Source organism: Kribbella sp. NBC_00382 (assembly GCF_036067295.1).
GTDB lineage: Bacteria > Actinomycetota > Actinomycetes > Propionibacteriales > Kribbellaceae > Kribbella.
On the sequence record NZ_CP107954.1, the window covers coordinates 616,263 to 631,334 of the forward strand.

A 15,072-nucleotide genomic window follows, 5' to 3' on the forward strand; every position below is an offset into this window, starting at 1 on the left:
TTGTCGCTTTGGGCGCGCTATCCGCGGCCGGCGTACGGCATGCCGGCGGCCATCACCATCAGGGTCGGGACGGCGACGTCGGTCGGGAGCTGGGCGATCTTGACCACGAAGTCGGCGACGACCTTGGGGTCGAAGGTGGGCTCGACCTCGATCGAGCCGTTGGGCTGCAGGACGCCGGCGCCCATCTTCGCGGTCATCGAGGTGGCCGCGTTGCCGATGTCGATCTGGCCGCAGGTGATGCCGTGCGGGCGGCCCTCCAGCTCCAGCGCCTTCGTCAACCCGCTGATCGCGTGCTTCGATGCCGTGTACGCGATCGCCTGCGGCCGCGGTACGTGCGCCGAGATCGACCCGTTGTTGATGATCCGCCCACCCGACGGCTTCTGCCGCAACATCAGCGCGAACGCGGCCTGCGCACACAGGAACGACCCGGTCAGATTGGTGTCGACCACCCGCCGCCAGTCCTCCTCCGTCACATCCTGTACTGCGGCCGCCGGCGCCCCGGTCCCCGCGTTGTTCACCAACAGGTCGAGCCGCTCCAGGCTCCCGAAGAACGCGCTGACTTCAGCACCATCCGTCACATCCAGTACTGCGGTCCGCACCTCCCCCACGCCAGCCGGGCCGACGGCAGTCACCGCGGCGTCAGCCGTCTCCTGAAGCTTCGCCTCGGTCCGGCCGGTCACCGTGACCTGGAAGCCCGCCGCCGCGAGTGCCAGCGCCATCTCCCGCCCGAGCCCCGAACCCCCGCCGGTCACCACCGCCACCTGCTGCATGCCGTCCTCCACCCTGCTCGCCCGATGCCCCCATTCTCGCTGGTTACCTCTGTGTGACCGGCCGATGACGAGAAGTTGACAACTTGCGACATCGTCAAGAGATCCGGAAACTCATTTGCGTGCATCACGCAAGTATGTATATGCTTGCACCATGCATGTAAATGAGGGATGGGTGCCGCAGACGCCGGTGGAGGGCGTCCTGCACGCTTTCACCCGGATCGGCCGCCGGCTGAAGAGCAAGCAGCCCGGCGACACGATCGACCACAGCGCGCACCTGGCGCTGTTCGTGCTGCGGTGCAACGGGGCACTGCGGCTGTCCGACCTGGCCGCCAAGATGGAGATCGACGCCTCCACGGCCAGCCGGCACGTCCGGGCGCTCGAGCAGGCGGGGCTACTGCGCCGCTCCCCCGACCCGGACGACGGGCGTGCTTTCCGGGTCGAGCTGACGGAGCAGGGTACGGCGGAATGGGAAGCCGCCGCCAAGCGCCGGATGGGACTGCTCTCCCAGGCGATGGACGGCTGGTCCGAGCAGGACATCGAGACCTTCGAGAAGTTGATGACCAGATTTGCCGACGGGGTGATCAACCTCGTCGACGAGCGCGATGCCGGCAAAGCATGGGCCGACAAGGGGTGGGCTCTAGAAGCGGCCGCCGCGCACCAAACTGCAGAGAACGTGGAGAACAACGCATGAGCACGACGGAGCCCGCAGTCGCGGCGCCTGATTCCAACACACCCAGCTATCTGTCCCACAAGCAGATCCTGGTGATCCTCGGCGGCCTGATGGCCGGCATGTTCCTGGCCGCACTGGACCAGAGCATCGTCGGCACCGCGCTGCCGCAGATCGTCAGCGAGTTCAACAGCCTGGACAAGCTGTCCTGGGTCGTCACGGCCTACCTGCTGACCTCGACCGCCTCCACTCCGCTGTGGGGCAAGATCTCCGACCTGTACGGCCGCCGCCCGCTGTTCATCGCGGCGATCGTCACCTTCCTCGCCGGCTCGGTCCTGTCGGCGATGTCGCAGAACATCGAGATGCTGATCGGCTTCCGGGCCGTCCAGGGTCTGGGCGCCGGTGGCCTGATGTCACTGGCCTTCGCCACCATCGGCGACGTGATCCCGCCGCGCGAGCGCGGTAAGTACATGGGGTACTTCGGCGCCGTCTTCGGCCTGTCCTCGGTGGCCGGCCCGCTGCTCGGCGGCGTCCTCACCGACGGTCCCGGCTGGCGCTGGATCTTCTGGATCAACCTGCCGATCGGCCTGGTCGCCCTGGGCGTCGTGGCCGCCGTCCTCAAGCTGCCGCACGTGAAGCGCAGCCACAAGATCGACTACCTCGGTGCCTCGATCGTGACCGGTGCGGTGACCGCGCTGCTGCTGGCCGTCTCCTGGTCCGGTCCGAGCAACGGCTGGGGCAACGGCACCACGCTGGCCCTGCTGATCGGCGCGGTCGTGCTGGCCGTCGCCTTCGTCCTGGTCGAGCTGCGGGTCTCCGAGCCGATCATTCCGATGGACCTGTTCAAGGGCCGCATCTTCTCCGGCTACGCCGGGTTCGCGTTCCTGCTCGGCTTCGCGATGTTCGGCGCGCTGATCTTCCTGCCGCTGTACCTGCAGGCCGTCAAGGATCTGTCCCCAACCCGCTCGGGTCTGGCGCTGCTGCCGATGATCGTCGGTATCTTCTCCGCCTCGATCCCGAGCGGCCAGCTGATGAGCAAGACCGGCCGGTACAAGATCTACCCGATCATCTCGGCGATCCTGGTCGGCGCAGCGATGGTGATGCTGTCCACGATCGGCATGAACACCCCGTACTGGCACCTGGCGATCTTCATGTTCGTGATGGGCGCCGGGCTGGGCCTGTCGATGCAGATCACCGTCACCGCGGCACAGAACAGCGTTCCCCGGCAGCACATGGGGACCGCGACCTCGACGATGACCTTCTTCCGCTCGATGGGTGGAGCGATCGGTACGGCCGTCTACGGCGCGGTACTGACCAGCCGCCTGAAGGTGCACCTGGAGGACATCGTCCCGGCCGCCGCCCAGAACATGGTCGAGCCGCTGTCGAAGGCCGCCAACAGCGTGCCGGTACTGCACGCCCTGAAGGAGCCGATGAAGGGCTGGGCCCTGAACGGCCTGGTCAGCGCGATGGACGACGTGTTCCTGGTCTCGCTGCCCTTCCTGGCGATCGCCCTGGTGATCGCGATCATCACCCCGGAGCAGCGTCTGGCCGGCCGCACCGACGGCGCCCCGAAGCCCGAGGAAGAAAACCTCGAGGCCTCAGCCGCCGCCGCGATGCACTAAGCACCAACCAACAGAACAGCCGCTCCCGGGACTTCCCGGGAGCGGCTGTTTTTCTGTGGTTCTTCGGCAGTAGGCTCGGTTCCGATGTCACGACTTGAGGCCTTCGGCAATCAATTGATTCAGTTCCATGTGTATCTGCGGGAATTGCTCGACGACCTCCGCGACCAGGTCGAGGCGGGTGAGCCGGTCAGCGTCGGTGGGCTCGACCTGCGCGCGCATTGCCTGAGCTTCTGCCAGGCCGTCACCAGCCATCACACGGGTGAGGACGACGGCGCGTTCCTGGTGATCGGCGAGCATTATCCCGAGCTGCGGCCGGTACTGGCTGAGCTCAAGCGCGACCATTACCTCGTCGCTAGCGCGCTCCGCCGGATCGAGGTCCTTGATCAACTCGAGCCCGCCGCGCAGGCGCAGGAGCTCGCCACAGTGGCGGCATTGCTGGAGACACACTTCACCTACGAGGAGCGGAAACTCCTCGACGCATTCAACGCGTTGAGCGACGTGGACGCCCTCGATCGGGAACGACTCGCGCTGCCCTTCCGGCGTACCGCATCGAGCTGACGGCGGCGTTCCGGAGTACCGAATCGGGCTGCGGCAGACCGGGGCGCCTGGACCGCCGCCACACCCCCTACGAACAGTCCCGCAACCCCAACGACCTAGGCCGCTGACCCCCTCGCAGGACGCAGGCGCACCGGGCGCCGGGCGGGGCGTCCCGGCGTACCGGGGTCAGGTTGTTGGTTGTTCTGCCTTGGGGGTTGGCGGGCGGCGGCGGGGGATCGGCCGTGGGATCGGGCGAGGTGGTTCCGGGTCCACGTCGTTGCCGGCCAGGTGGTTGACGATGGTGCTGAGGACCGCGGCCGTCGGTACGGCGAGCAGGGCGCCGACGATGCCGGCCACGATCACGCCGGTGGCGATCGCGAGGATGACTGCCAGCGGGTGGACGTTGACCGCGCGGCCGAGCAGGAACGGCTGGAGCACGTGGGCTTCCAGTTGCTGTACGCCGATCACCACGCCGAGCATGATGATCGCCACGATCGGTCCCTTGGCGACCAGCGCGACCAGGACGGCGACGATGCCGCTGACCAGCGCACCAACCACCGGTACGAACGCACCGACGAAGACCAGGATCCCGATCGCGCTGACCAGCGGCAGCCCGAGGATCGCGGCCCCGAGCGAGATACCGATCGCGTCGACCGCGGCCACGATGATGGTCGCCCGGACGAACGCGGTCAGCGAGACCCACGCCTTGCGGCCGGACGAGTCCGCCTTCTCACGCGCGTGCCGCGGGAACAACCGCACCACCCAGGCCCAGATCTGCGGGCCCTGGTACAGGAAGAAGAACAGGCAGAACAGCGCGATGAACAGGCCGGCCACGACATGCGTCGCGGTCGTCCCGACCTCGGCCGCCCGCTGACCGATCCCGCCACCGTTCATCACGGTGCCGCGGAGCTTGTTCAGCGAGTCGGTGATGTCCTTCTCGGTCAGCCCGAAGTTGAGCCGGAGCAGATCCCGCAGCTTCTGCCAGCCCTCGCCGACCTGGCCCGACAACTGGTCGAACTGGTTGGCGATCTGCGTCCCGACCAGAGTCAGCAGCCCGGCGACGAGCGCGATGGTCCCGATCACGGTGATCCCGGCCGCGGGTCCGCGGGCAAGTTTGATCTTCTGCAGCGCGTTCGTGATCGGCACCAGCAGGGCGGTCAGCAAGATGCCGACCGTCACCGGTACGACGACCTCGGACAGGTACCGCATCCCGTACGCGATCACCAGGACGGCCGCGACGATCACCAGGAAACGCCACGCCCAGGCGCTCGCGATCTGCATCCCAGGGGTGACCCCGAGGTCGACCGTCCCCTTGCTGGACGCCGCGAGCAGATGCTGGTCGTCGGGTACGGAGACGACCGTGTCGCTGACCTGCTCGGCTGCCGCGTTGTCGGCTACCGGGCTCTCCTCGTCCCGCCAGACGTCGGGTACGCCCGCTCCGCGGGCGTCGTCATCCGGTCGGTCGACCCTGCTTGCACTGCCTGCGGGCACCTCGGCCGAGTCGTCCCGTCCTACCGGCTCGTCCGGCTTGCTCATGACACCTCCGGGGTCTCAAGTCTCACTGAGACTAGTGCCCGGCTTCGGCGGTTCCATGAATATGAGCGGCCAGTCCTTCGGCCGCCTTCGGATCGAGCTCTGCGAGCAGTCCCACACCCGCCAGCACGTAGTCAGAGTCCACGCAGGTGCGCGCGGCGACCGGCACCAGCCAACCCTCTTCCTGAGCGCCTAGCGAGATACCGCCGAGAATGCGGCTGGCGACCTCCGGCCCGTTGTGCCGCAGCACTCCCCCGGACCCGACCAGCAGGTCGACCTCGCGCAGATCCTTCCCGGACCGCTCGATCACCCGGCCACCCGGCCCGAACACCACCCGCTGCCGCCCTGCATGCCGCCGGAGCGCCACGGTCGCCGCCACTCGAGCCAGCGTCTCGTCGTACGACGCCTCGGTCGCATCACCCGGCAAGAACGACGGGTCCTCATGCCGACGCACAGCGGCCGCCTCGAGCACAGTACCGGCCTCGAGCAACCCCGCCTCCACACCAGCACCAACGACCGGTACTGCGCTCCAGCGCATCCCCAGATCGCCTTCGACCGTCCGGGTCACGGGATGTGTCGCGACCACCTCACGCCCGAGGTTCGCGTCCTCCGGGTCGAGCTCGATGACCGAGTGCACATCGGTCGTCGCCCCACCGATGTCGACGACGGCGACATCCCCGTGCAAGGTGGCGAGGACCTCGACTCCGCGGAGTACGACATCCGGCGTCGCCGCCCGGACCATCCTGGCGAAGCCCGGGTCGCGCGACAGGTTCTTGCCACCGATCACGTGCGCCAGGAACATCTCCCGGATCGCCGCCCGCGCACTGTCCGGCGCGAACACCCCGATCTCCGGTACGACATTGTCCGCGATCACATGCGGAACGTTTGCCGCAGACAACAACTCACGGATCTGCGGCTGCGCCTCAATGTTGCCAGCAGCAACTACGGGACGACGCCACTTGTACTTCGCCAGCACGGCAGCCGCATTGGTGATCACCGCCGAGTTGCCACCATCGGTACCACCGAGCAGCAGCACCACGTCCGGGCGTTCGGCCCTGAGCGCCTTGAGGGAAGTTGCCGTCAGCCCGCCGTTGACCACGGCAACCACTCGGCCGCCGCTCGACAACGCGACCCGCCGGCCCGCTTCCGCGGTCACCAGCTCTTCGTTGCCGACGACACCGATCCGCAGACCGCCGCCGGCACTCGAACAGGCCAGCACCTCCGCCTCGGCGACACCTGAGTCCGCCGCGAGCAACGCAGTACGGCAGGCGTGCCAGCCGTCCATCACGTCGCTGTCGACGGTGGTGCGGTGTTCGGCCCGGGCGACCAGGTCACCCGAGCCGGCGTCCACCGCGATCGCCTTGGTGAAGGTCGACCCGAAGTCGACCGCCACCCATAGGCTCATGACATCGCGCGGTCGAGGTCCTGCAGCAGGTCGTCGATCGTCTCGATGCCGACGCTGAGCCGGATCAGGTCGGCCGGCACCTCCAGCGGCGTACCGGCGACCGAGGCGTGCGTCATCTTGCCCGGGTGCTCGATCAGCGACTCGACCCCGCCGAGCGACTCGCCCAGAGTGAAGACCTCAGCCTTGTTGCAGATGTCCAGCGCGTGCTGCTCGCCACCGGTGACCCGGAACGACACGATGCCGCCGAACCGCTTCATCTGCTTGGCGGCGGTCTCGTGGCCGGGGTGGCCGTCGACGCCCGGGTAGAGCACCGAGGTGACGCCCTGGTGCCGCTGCAGGAAGTCGACGACCTTCTCCGCGTTGTCGCTGTGCCGGTCCATCCGGACGCCGAGCGTCTTGATGCCACGCAGGACGAGGAAGGAGTCGAACGGGCTCGCGACGGCGCCGATCGCGTTCTGGTGGAAGGCGATCTTGTCGGCCAGCTCGGCGTCGCGGACGATCAGCGCACCGCCGATTACGTCGGAGTGCCCGCCCATGTACTTCGTGGTCGAGTGCACCACCACATCGGCACCGAGCTCCAGCGGCTGCTGCAGGTACGGCGAAGCGAACGTGTTGTCGACGACCAGGATGGCGCCCGCGTCGTGCGCGATCTGCGCGACGATCGCGATGTCGGCGACGTTCAGCAGCGGGTTGGTCGGCGTCTCCAGCCAGACCACCTTGGTCTTGCCCGGGCGGATCGCGGCCCGGATCGCCTCCGGGTGCGTCACCGCCGCCGGGGTCATCTCGACACCCCAGGCGCCGAGCACCTTGGAGAACAGCCGGAAGGTGCCGCCGTACGCGTCGTCGGGGAAGACCACGTGGTCGCCGGGCACGCACAGCGACCGGATCAGGGTGTCCTCGGCCGCCAGCCCGCTCGCGAAGGCGAACCCACGGGTACCGGCCTCGATCGCGGCCAGACACTCCTCCAGAGCCGTCCGGGTCGGGTTGGCCGACCGGGAGTACTCGTAACCGTTGCGCAGCCCGCCGACACCGTCCTGCTTGTAGGTGCTGGTCGCGTAGATCGGCGGTACCACCGCGCCGGTGGTCGGGTCGGGCTCGTTTCCGGCGTGGATCGCAAGCGTCTCGAAGCCGTAGGAGTGTTCAGAGTTCACCGGACCAGCGTACGGCCTGGTCCCATCCGGGCCGGAATCCAGTCCCAGCCGCGAGACAGGGCTGTGGCGTGGCTGTGGCGTGGCTGTGGATAACTCTGCGTGGTGCCCCTGGGTTGGGCCTAGAGTTTCCGTGGCCGACGACGTACGGAAGGAATCCGCCGGATGAAGACGCAGGACAGGTCGCTGGACGAGGACAGCCTGGCGATGGCCGACCTCGCCGAGATCACCGACTGGACCCCGATCGCCGGACCCGACGACGACGAGTCGGGCGAGGCAGTGGTCCGCGCGCTCGTCCACCGGGTGATGGCCTCGACCACCTGGAAGCCCTGGCCGCTCGAGCCGGGCGAGGTCATCGACGCCGAGATGGTCTCCTGGGGTTTCACCACCGGCCGCGGGATCACGATGATCGTCTTCGCCGGGCTGGCCTTCTCGGACTGTCCGGACAGCGGCTGGTCGGCGTACGACATCGGTCCTGACGACCTGGCCGCGGCCGAGGCCGGGCTGGACGAGCACTGGCCGGAGCACCTCGCGCTGGCGACGCAGCACTGGGGTGTGCCCGACTACGTGAACGACGACAGCGCCGACGGGTTCGACGACGAGTGGGAACCGGGCGCGGGTGCGGGCCGTCGGCATCTTGCGGTCTGGGTTCGCCCCGGGGCGCAGTACCGGCTGTACAGCACCAGGCCGAGTAGCGATCCTCTGACGACGGCTGTCGGGGTCAACTACGCCGTCTACATCGACTAGGAGATCCGATGAGCCTCTCGAACCCGTCCCCGCGCCGGATGACCCGGCGAGGCACTCGGACGCTCAAGGCCGCGTACGCCCAGGCACAACGGGACGTCAAGCGGATGGACCCGGCCGTGCTGGCCGCCGTCGGTCGCTCCAAGATGAACAGTCTGGACCTCAAGCACCTGGCGCACGCCAACATCAACGGCCTGTACGGCTCGAACCACGAGCGCTTCGCCAACCAGCTCAACGCCCAAGCGGCCGCGCAGGTCCAGGCGACCACTCCCGCGTCGCAGCGGACCCGCAACCCTTTCAAGCAACTCTCGAACTGGAACCAGAACCGCAAAGACATCCGCAGCGGCCGGCAGACACTCGAGATGGCGTACGCCCAGGCCAAGAGCGAGGTGAAACGGATCGACCCAGCCGTCCGGCAAGGCATCGGCCACTCCCGCGTCAGCAAGCAGGACCTGGCCAACCTCTCCATCGCCCAACTGGACGCCCCGCTGCGCGCCGGCATCAACCAGGCAGCGCAACACCACCACACCCAGGCACGCATCTCCGCAGCCGCGGTGGCCGCACAACCACCCCGCCAATCCGCGGGCCAACGGGTGGCGAACGCGGTGAACACTGCCTCCCGGTGGAAGAACGCCGTTCGCGATGGCGCGAACGGCGCGATCGCCAAGGCCGAGAAGTTCCGCGCCGACTACAACGAACGCCGCCAAAACCCCATCGGCCGCAACGCCCCGGCCGCCGCTCCCACCGTCGCCCCTGCCGCTGCCGCTGCCGCGCAGACCGCGCAGGCCGCCGGGCCGCGGACTCCCGATGTCGCCGCCGACAAGGCCGCCCAAGCCAAGGCAGTCCACGCCGGCCTCAACAACACCATGCCCATGCCATCGCCGGAAGCCGCTCCCCAGGCCCCCGAACCCGGCACCGGCCGCCACCGCGCCCCCGAAGCCTCCGCCGCCTTCGACGGCCTAGCCCCCGCCAACGGCGCCGTAACCGGCCAGAGCGCACCAACCAGCACGACAACCCCAACCCCCCAAACCCAGCAAGCAGCCGAGGCAGCAACAAACCAACCCCACACCGGCTCCTTCAACGGCCAACTAGACCCCGCCATGGCCCCCGCCGCCGGCGCCGTAGCCACAAAGCCACCCGCCCAACAATCCACCGGCCAAGGCGAGGCAACCCCCACCCACGGCAAACACCACAAACCCGAAGGCCAAGAACGCTAACCGTCCAATCCCCCACCCGTACTCGTCTGGCGGCCTGAAGCATTGCGCCCACCCGAACCACTGGGGTGCAGCGCACACGCGTACGGGACGCGCATCGCCTTGGCCAACGAGCGGCTCGCGTAGCCACGCAATACGAGCCGGCTGCTTAAGTGCGCTGCATCGGAGGTGTTCGGGTGGAATTAAGACGCTGACCAGCAATGTGGGCCACGGGGTGGTGGTAACACGCTGGCCCGGTGTGAGTGCGTATGGCGCCAGCCCGCCAGCGCCACGCGGGCTCGGTAGCACTGGCGACGGACCCTCAAGTGGTTCGGGCGGGGGCAATTCGTCAGCGCGACGAGTGAGTCGGGGTGGGGCCTATGCGCCGACCCGGGTGATCTCGGTCGGGAGGTGGGATTAGTTGGTTTTGCGGGAGAGTACTGCGCCTGCGGCGTCGAGGAGGATGGTTTTTAGTTCCTCGTCGGAGAGCTCGGCGGCGTCGAGGCCGGCCGACAGGACTGCGCCGACTACCTCTACGGCCGCGGCGGCCAGTACGCGGTCGGTCGGTGTCGGGTCGGGCCCGGCCAGCCACAGTTGGAAGGCTCGGCTCTGGGCGATCAGGTCGTCGAGTTGGTCGTCGAAGGCGGCCAGTACGGCGGTGATGTCGCGCAGTACCGTCGGGCCAGTCGAGCGGTGCTTGATCACCACGTCCAGGTACGCCGAGAGCAGCTCCACCTCGCGCTCGACCGACCACGGCTGCTCGCCAACCTGCGCGAAGACGCGTTTGATGTCGTCGAAGAACGTACCGATGATCGCCTGCAGCAGATCCTGCTTGGACGAGTAGTGGTAGTACAGCGACGCCTTGGTGATGCCGACCTGCTCGGCGATCTCCCGCAGGCTGGTCTTCTCGTACCCCTGAGCCGAGAACAGCTCGAGCGCCGCCCGATGGATCTCGGCCTTGGTGTCGCGACTCTTCTCGCGCCCTGCGGTCTCGCGCTGCACATCGCCAGCCTACTGACTGTGCGGATGCCGGGCCCCCTGGTCCGGCATCCGCAGCTTTACTTCGCCGCTGCTTCGGTCTTGAGCTTGACCGTGAAGAGCGGAAGCAGGATGTGGACCAGCGGTCCAATCGCCAGCGCATAAGCGATGGTCCCGATACCGACCACGCCACCGAGCAGCCAGCCGACCGCAAGCACGGTGACCTCGATGCTCGTACGAACCAACCGCACGCTCTTGCCGGTACGCCGGACAAGCCCGGTCATCATGCCGTCGCGCGGGCCGGGGCCGAGCTGGGCGCCGATGTAGAGCGCACCCGCCAACGCGTTCACCACGATGCCCGAGACCATGAACACGATCCGCAACCAGAGCTGGTCCGGCCGGTCCACGAGCTCCAGCGTCAGATCCACGGCCAGCCCGATCACGATGGCGTTGCTGATCGTGCCGAGACCAGGCCACTGCCGCAGCGGGATCCAGGCCAGCAGGACGAGGAAGCTGACCGCGATGGCGACCGTACCGAAGCTCAGATCCACGTGCTTGGTGATGCCCGAGTGCAGGACGTCCCACGGGTCGAGGCCGAGGTTGCCCTGGACCATCAGGCCCATCGAACCGCCGTACAGGAGCAGCCCGATGTAGAGCTGGACCAGGCGGCGCGGCAGATGACCGGCCTTGAGTTGCTCGATCGGGTTCAGCGCGGCCAGTTGGCGGCCACGGACTGGTTTGGTGGCAGGGGCTTCGGAGGTGGCGGTCACACGATCCAGTTTGCGGCCGATTGGCCTGGTGTTCGATAGCCACTTGGGCAATAGTGGACTGCATGACAGGGCAACAGCTTCCCGCAAGCACGCTCGCCGGACTACTCGGCAGTTGGTCGGACGACTCTGGACCGGCGTACCGGAGCCTGGCCGAGCGGCTGCGGCTCCTGATCGCCGACGGGCGGATCATGCCCGGCGCGCGGGTGCCGTCGGAGCGCGAACTGACCGACGCGCTCGGTGTGAGCCGTACCACCGTCGCCTCGGCGTACCGGGAGCTGCGAGACCGCGGGTACCTCAACAGCCGGCGCGGCTCGGGCAGCGTGACCTCCCTGCCGTCGAAGGTAGAGCCGGAGCTCGGCCGGCATCACGCGCCGTGGATCGACACCGTCGGGCTCTACGACTTCACCTGCGCGGCCTCGCCGTCCGTACCGGGGATCAGCAGTGCCGTCGCCGAGGCGGTCGAGGACCTACCGCTGCATCTGGCGACTCCCGGGTACCACCCGCAGGGGCTGCCCGAGTTGCGGGAGGAGATCGCCGCGTCGTACCGGGCCCGCGGACTGCCGACGACGGCGGACCAGATCATCGTCACGGCCGGTGCGCTGGCGGCGACCGCGATCGCGATCCGGGCGATGACGCAGATCGGTGACCGGGTGCTGACCGAGAGCCCGACGCATCCGAACTCGGTGGACACCATCCGGCGGAGCGGGTGCCGGGTGGTCGGCGTACCGATGAGCCCCGAGGGCTGGGACCTTCCCTTGCTAGAGGCAACGATTCGGCAGTCGGCGCCGCGGGCTGCCTGGATGGTGGTGGACTTCCAGAATCCGACCGGGCGGTTGATGTCCGCCGCGGATCGGCAACGGTTGGCTCGGGCGTTTGCACGCGCTCGGACAACCGTGATCATCGACGAGACCCTGTACGAGCTGCCGCTGGACGGGCAGGAGATGCCGCCGCCGTTCGCGTTGTTCGACCCGCAGGGTGTGATCACGCTCGGGTCGGTCAGCAAGTCGTTCTGGGGCGGCCTGCGGATCGGCTGGCTGCGCGTGCCGGAGACGCTGGTCGCCCGCATCCTCGATGCGCGGGCCTCGCTCGACCTGGGGGCGCCGGTACTTGAGCAGCTGGTCGTGACTCGCCTGCTGCGTTCGTACAGGTCGGTACTACCGGAGCGGCGGGCCGCGTTGGCGCTGCGGCGGGACACGCTCGCATCGGCGCTCCGTACTGCGCTGCCGTCCTGGCGGTTCACGTTGCCCGGCGGCGGGTTGTCGATGTGGTGCGAGTTGCCCGAGCCGGTGGGGTCGAGCCTGGTGGGGGTCGCCCAGCGGAACGGAGTACTGCTCGTGGCCGGGTCGCGGTTCTCGCCCGATGGCGGGCTGGAGTCGTTCTTGCGGCTGCCGTACACACTGGATCCGGACACTCTCCGTGACGCCGTGTCGCGCTTGGCGGCGTCGTACGAGTCATTGACGGCGGGACCACCGCTCCGGCGTACCGCCGCGATGATCGCCTGACGTAAACGCCCCGTAATCGGCCGGGGGAAGGTTCACTCCGGGCACGACGTTGAGAGACTATGAAAGCCACTTCGCGAGAGGCGTGAGATGTCGTTCTTCAACCGCAACACAGCCCTGGTCGAGCCGGAGCGCGCGCTACCAGGCCGCCCGGAGCCCACCTTCGCCGTACCGGCGGACAACATCGTGCTCGGTACGCCGCAGACCGCACCCGCTCCCGAGGGATTCGAGGAGGTCTGGTTCGGTACCGGCTGTTTCTGGGGCACCGAGGAGATCTTCTGGCAGCAGCCAGGGGTCTACACGACCGCGGTCGGCTACGCCGGCGGCTACACCCCGAACCCGACGTACGAAGAGGTCTGCTCCGGCCGCACCGGCCAGACCGAGGCCGTCCGCGTCATCTACGACCCGACCAAGACCACCTTCACGAACCTGCTGAAGGTCTTCTGGGAAACCCACGACCCGACACAGGGCATGCGCCAGGGCAACGACCTCGGCTCCCAGTACCGCTCCGCCGTCTACTACACGACTGAGGCCCAGAAGGCAGAGGCAGAACGCACCCGCGACCTCTACGCCCCAGTCATCAAGCCCCTCGGCTACGGCGACATCACCACCGAAATCGCCCCACTCGGAGCCCACTACTACGCCGAGGCCTACCACCAGCAGTACCTGGCCAAGAACCCGAACGGCTACCGCTGCCACAGCAACACCGGCGCCAAGTTCCCAGCCGACGCATAGCACCCACCCCGACTCACCTCGCCGGCTGAGGTTTGAGCCCACCCGAAGCACTCCGCGGCCCCACGCGATGCGAACTGACTCGCATCCCGTGGGGCCGGCGCGTGGCGCTCGCCCTTTCTCGGATCCCGGACCGCACCCCACCGAAATGTCGAGAGTCGTCGGCTGGTCCCGATGTAGCTTCGAGAGGGCCGATCGGCGGCTGCTCGGACGTTAGGGAACCCTGATGAAGTACGTCGTACTGATCCATTCCAACCCGCAGCCGTGGGGTCACCCGACCGGCGACACGGTGGCCGAGCACCAGGCGCTTCCCAAGGCGGAGCGCGACCGGCTGAACTCCGACTTCGAGAAGCTCTTGGGCGAGCTCCAGGCCAGCGGCGAACTGCTCGGCGGCGAAGCCCTGGGCGACCCGGCCGCGTCCCGCCTCTACCGGTACTCCGGCCGCCCGGTCGTCACCGATGGCCCGTACTCGGAGGCCAAGGAACAGCTGGCCGGCTTCTTCCTCATCGACGTCGACACCCCGGAACGCGCCGACGCCGTGGCCCAAACCTTCGCCGGCCCTGGCGAAACCATCGAACTCCGCCCGATCCACGTCTTCTGAAAGTCCCTGGCCGGGCCAGTACGCCGTACTGGCCCGGCGGTCAGGGCGCCGCGTCGTGCTAGTGGCGGCGGCGGGCTAGGTGGACGTGGATTTCGGCGTTTAGTTCTACGGTTTCGGGGAGGGCCTCGAGGGTTCGGCGGAAGACCTCGGCTCGGTCGGCGGGCTGCAGGAGCACGTATGCCGAGACCGTTGAGAGTTGGCCGATGTAGTCGTGGGCGCTCATGGTCACGCGGCGGTCGATGACCGACTGCTGGACGTCGGTGAACCACTCGGACTGCTCGAGCTCAGTACCGGGCCATTGCATCGGGCGATCTGCGGGGGTGCCGTCGGGCGACGGGACGCCGTCGTCATCGAGGTACGGCGCACGTGCTGCGCGTGCGGCCGCCTGTAGTGCCGGGTCGGCCAGCTGGATCGGTACTCCGAACGAAGCGAATACGCCACCCGGTCGGACGAGCGCGCCCATGCGCTCCCAGCGGCCTTCGGGGTTGGTCCAATGCAGCGCGGCCGCCGAATACACCAGGTCATACGACGTATCCAGCGGCAGATCCTCAAACGCGGCCTGCACGGTCGTGACGTCTGCCGGCAGGTGTTTGCGCAGCTCCGCGAGCATCGCCGCGTCGGGCTCCGTAGCCGTGACCGCGATCCCTCCCTGCACGAACAGACGCGTCGCCTTACCCGTCCCGGCGCCGATCTCGAGCGCAGTCCCGATCGGCCCACCGGCGTACGCGACCACAAGATCGAGAAGCTCCACCGGATACCCGGTCCGGTACCGCTCGTACGCCTCTGCCACCGACCCAAAACTCAACGCCCGCATCACCATCCCCGCATCCTGGCACCTCCCCACACCCCAGCGCCTGTCGTTTTCCACTGCCG

The 15,072-nt window shown here is 68.2% G+C and carries 15 protein-coding genes; 8 read left to right on the forward strand and 7 right to left on the reverse strand.

All coding sequences use genetic code 11. The features are described from left to right. Positions 1-17 precede the first annotated feature (17 nt). Positions 18-770 carry an SDR family oxidoreductase gene (locus OHA70_RS03055; RefSeq protein ID WP_328328254.1) on the reverse strand — a complete coding sequence of 251 codons (753 nt, stop codon included), beginning with the start codon at positions 768-770 and terminating at the stop codon, positions 18-20. A gap of 151 nt (positions 771-921) precedes the next feature. Between OHA70_RS03055 and OHA70_RS03060 the strand changes: the two genes are divergently transcribed. The 3 genes from OHA70_RS03060 to OHA70_RS03070 all read left to right on the forward strand — a co-directional run bounded on the left by OHA70_RS03060 (position 922) and on the right by OHA70_RS03070 (position 3,617). Beyond that, positions 922-1,461, forward strand: a complete 540-nt coding sequence (locus tag OHA70_RS03060; protein ID WP_328328256.1) for a MarR family winged helix-turn-helix transcriptional regulator — start codon at positions 922-924, stop codon at positions 1,459-1,461. After that, the gene (locus tag OHA70_RS03065; RefSeq protein ID WP_328328258.1) at positions 1,458-3,059 is read left to right on the forward strand and encodes an MDR family MFS transporter; all 1,602 of its coding nucleotides are present in this window, start codon (positions 1,458-1,460) and stop codon (positions 3,057-3,059) included. Before OHA70_RS03060 ends, OHA70_RS03065 begins: the two co-directional genes overlap by 4 nt. Positions 3,060-3,143: 84 nt before the next feature. Then, a complete protein-coding gene (locus tag OHA70_RS03070) occupies positions 3,144-3,617 on the forward strand; it encodes a hemerythrin domain-containing protein (protein WP_328328260.1) in 474 nt (157 codons plus the stop codon). Between the two features lie 165 nt (positions 3,618-3,782). Here the strand turns inward: OHA70_RS03070 and OHA70_RS03075 are convergent, their stop codons facing one another. From OHA70_RS03075 to OHA70_RS03085, 3 genes are read right to left on the reverse strand one after another with little or no spacing between them, the layout of a single operon-like run. Beyond that, a complete protein-coding gene (locus OHA70_RS03075; RefSeq protein WP_328328262.1) occupies positions 3,783-5,132 on the reverse strand; it encodes an AI-2E family transporter in 1,350 nt (449 codons plus the stop codon). Positions 5,133-5,163: 31 nt separating this feature from the next. Continuing rightward, positions 5,164-6,534 (reverse strand): glutamate mutase L, encoded by a 1,371-nt coding sequence (locus OHA70_RS03080; protein ID WP_328328264.1) that lies wholly within the window; start codon positions 6,532-6,534, stop codon positions 5,164-5,166. Further along, entirely contained in the window at positions 6,531-7,685 is a 1,155-nt protein-coding gene (locus OHA70_RS03085) for a cystathionine gamma-synthase (protein WP_328328266.1), read from the reverse strand. Before OHA70_RS03085 ends, OHA70_RS03080 begins: the two co-directional genes overlap by 4 nt. A gap of 162 nt (positions 7,686-7,847) precedes the next feature. Here OHA70_RS03085 and OHA70_RS03090 point away from each other — a divergent pair, with 162 nt between their 5' ends. Next, on the forward strand, positions 7,848-8,429 hold the full coding sequence (locus tag OHA70_RS03090; RefSeq protein ID WP_328328268.1) for a hypothetical protein: 582 nt from the start codon (positions 7,848-7,850) through the stop codon (positions 8,427-8,429). A gap of 8 nt (positions 8,430-8,437) precedes the next feature. Next, positions 8,438-9,643, forward strand: coding sequence for a hypothetical protein (locus tag OHA70_RS03095; protein ID WP_328328270.1), 1,206 nt, complete (start codon positions 8,438-8,440; stop codon positions 9,641-9,643). A 393-nt stretch (positions 9,644-10,036) separates the two neighbouring features. On the opposite strand, the gene OHA70_RS03100 is transcribed toward OHA70_RS03095, so the two are convergent. Both OHA70_RS03100 and yczE read right to left on the reverse strand, forming a co-directional pair. Continuing rightward, complete coding sequence (locus OHA70_RS03100; RefSeq protein WP_328328272.1) at positions 10,037-10,621, reverse strand: TetR/AcrR family transcriptional regulator; 585 nt, start codon at positions 10,619-10,621, stop codon at positions 10,037-10,039. Between the two features lie 56 nt (positions 10,622-10,677). Next, positions 10,678-11,367 carry a membrane protein YczE gene (gene yczE, locus OHA70_RS03105; protein ID WP_328328274.1) on the reverse strand — a complete coding sequence of 230 codons (690 nt, stop codon included), beginning with the start codon at positions 11,365-11,367 and terminating at the stop codon, positions 10,678-10,680. Between the two features lie 62 nt (positions 11,368-11,429). Here yczE and yczR point away from each other — a divergent pair, with 62 nt between their 5' ends. The 3 genes from yczR to OHA70_RS03120 all read left to right on the forward strand — a co-directional run bounded on the left by yczR (position 11,430) and on the right by OHA70_RS03120 (position 14,199). Continuing rightward, entirely contained in the window at positions 11,430-12,869 is a 1,440-nt protein-coding gene (gene yczR / locus OHA70_RS03110; RefSeq protein WP_328328276.1) for a MocR-like transcription factor YczR, read from the forward strand. Between the two features lie 87 nt (positions 12,870-12,956). Beyond that, positions 12,957-13,601, forward strand: a complete 645-nt coding sequence (gene msrA / locus OHA70_RS03115) for a peptide-methionine (S)-S-oxide reductase MsrA (RefSeq protein ID WP_328328278.1) — start codon at positions 12,957-12,959, stop codon at positions 13,599-13,601. Between the two features lie 223 nt (positions 13,602-13,824). After that, complete coding sequence (locus OHA70_RS03120) at positions 13,825-14,199, forward strand: YciI family protein (RefSeq protein WP_328328280.1); 375 nt, start codon at positions 13,825-13,827, stop codon at positions 14,197-14,199. 58 nt (positions 14,200-14,257) lie between these two features. Here the strand turns inward: OHA70_RS03120 and OHA70_RS03125 are convergent, their stop codons facing one another. Next, positions 14,258-15,019, reverse strand: coding sequence for a class I SAM-dependent methyltransferase (locus tag OHA70_RS03125; RefSeq protein ID WP_328328282.1), 762 nt, complete (start codon positions 15,017-15,019; stop codon positions 14,258-14,260). Between the last annotated feature and the right edge of the window lie 53 nt (positions 15,020-15,072).

Coding starts and splice junctions, on each gene's coding strand:
- OHA70_RS03095 (WP_328328270.1), top strand. CDS start 8,438: ATGAGCCTCTCGAACCCGTCCCCGCGCCGGATGACCCGGCGAGGCACT.
- OHA70_RS03065 (WP_328328258.1), top strand. CDS start 1,458: ATGAGCACGACGGAGCCCGCAGTCGCGGCGCCTGATTCCAACACACCC.
- OHA70_RS03120 (WP_328328280.1), top strand. CDS start 13,825: ATGAAGTACGTCGTACTGATCCATTCCAACCCGCAGCCGTGGGGTCAC.
- OHA70_RS03055 (WP_328328254.1), bottom strand. CDS start 770: ATGCAGCAGGTGGCGGTGGTGACCGGCGGGGGTTCGGGGCTCGGGCGG.
- yczR (WP_328328276.1), top strand. CDS start 11,430: ATGACAGGGCAACAGCTTCCCGCAAGCACGCTCGCCGGACTACTCGGC.
- OHA70_RS03070 (WP_328328260.1), top strand. CDS start 3,144: ATGTCACGACTTGAGGCCTTCGGCAATCAATTGATTCAGTTCCATGTG.
- OHA70_RS03090 (WP_328328268.1), top strand. CDS start 7,848: ATGAAGACGCAGGACAGGTCGCTGGACGAGGACAGCCTGGCGATGGCC.
- OHA70_RS03060 (WP_328328256.1), top strand. CDS start 922: ATGCATGTAAATGAGGGATGGGTGCCGCAGACGCCGGTGGAGGGCGTC.
- OHA70_RS03125 (WP_328328282.1), bottom strand. CDS start 15,019: ATGGTGATGCGGGCGTTGAGTTTTGGGTCGGTGGCAGAGGCGTACGAG.
- OHA70_RS03080 (WP_328328264.1), bottom strand. CDS start 6,534: ATGAGCCTATGGGTGGCGGTCGACTTCGGGTCGACCTTCACCAAGGCG.
- msrA (WP_328328278.1), top strand. CDS start 12,957: ATGTCGTTCTTCAACCGCAACACAGCCCTGGTCGAGCCGGAGCGCGCG.
- OHA70_RS03075 (WP_328328262.1), bottom strand. CDS start 5,132: ATGAGCAAGCCGGACGAGCCGGTAGGACGGGACGACTCGGCCGAGGTG.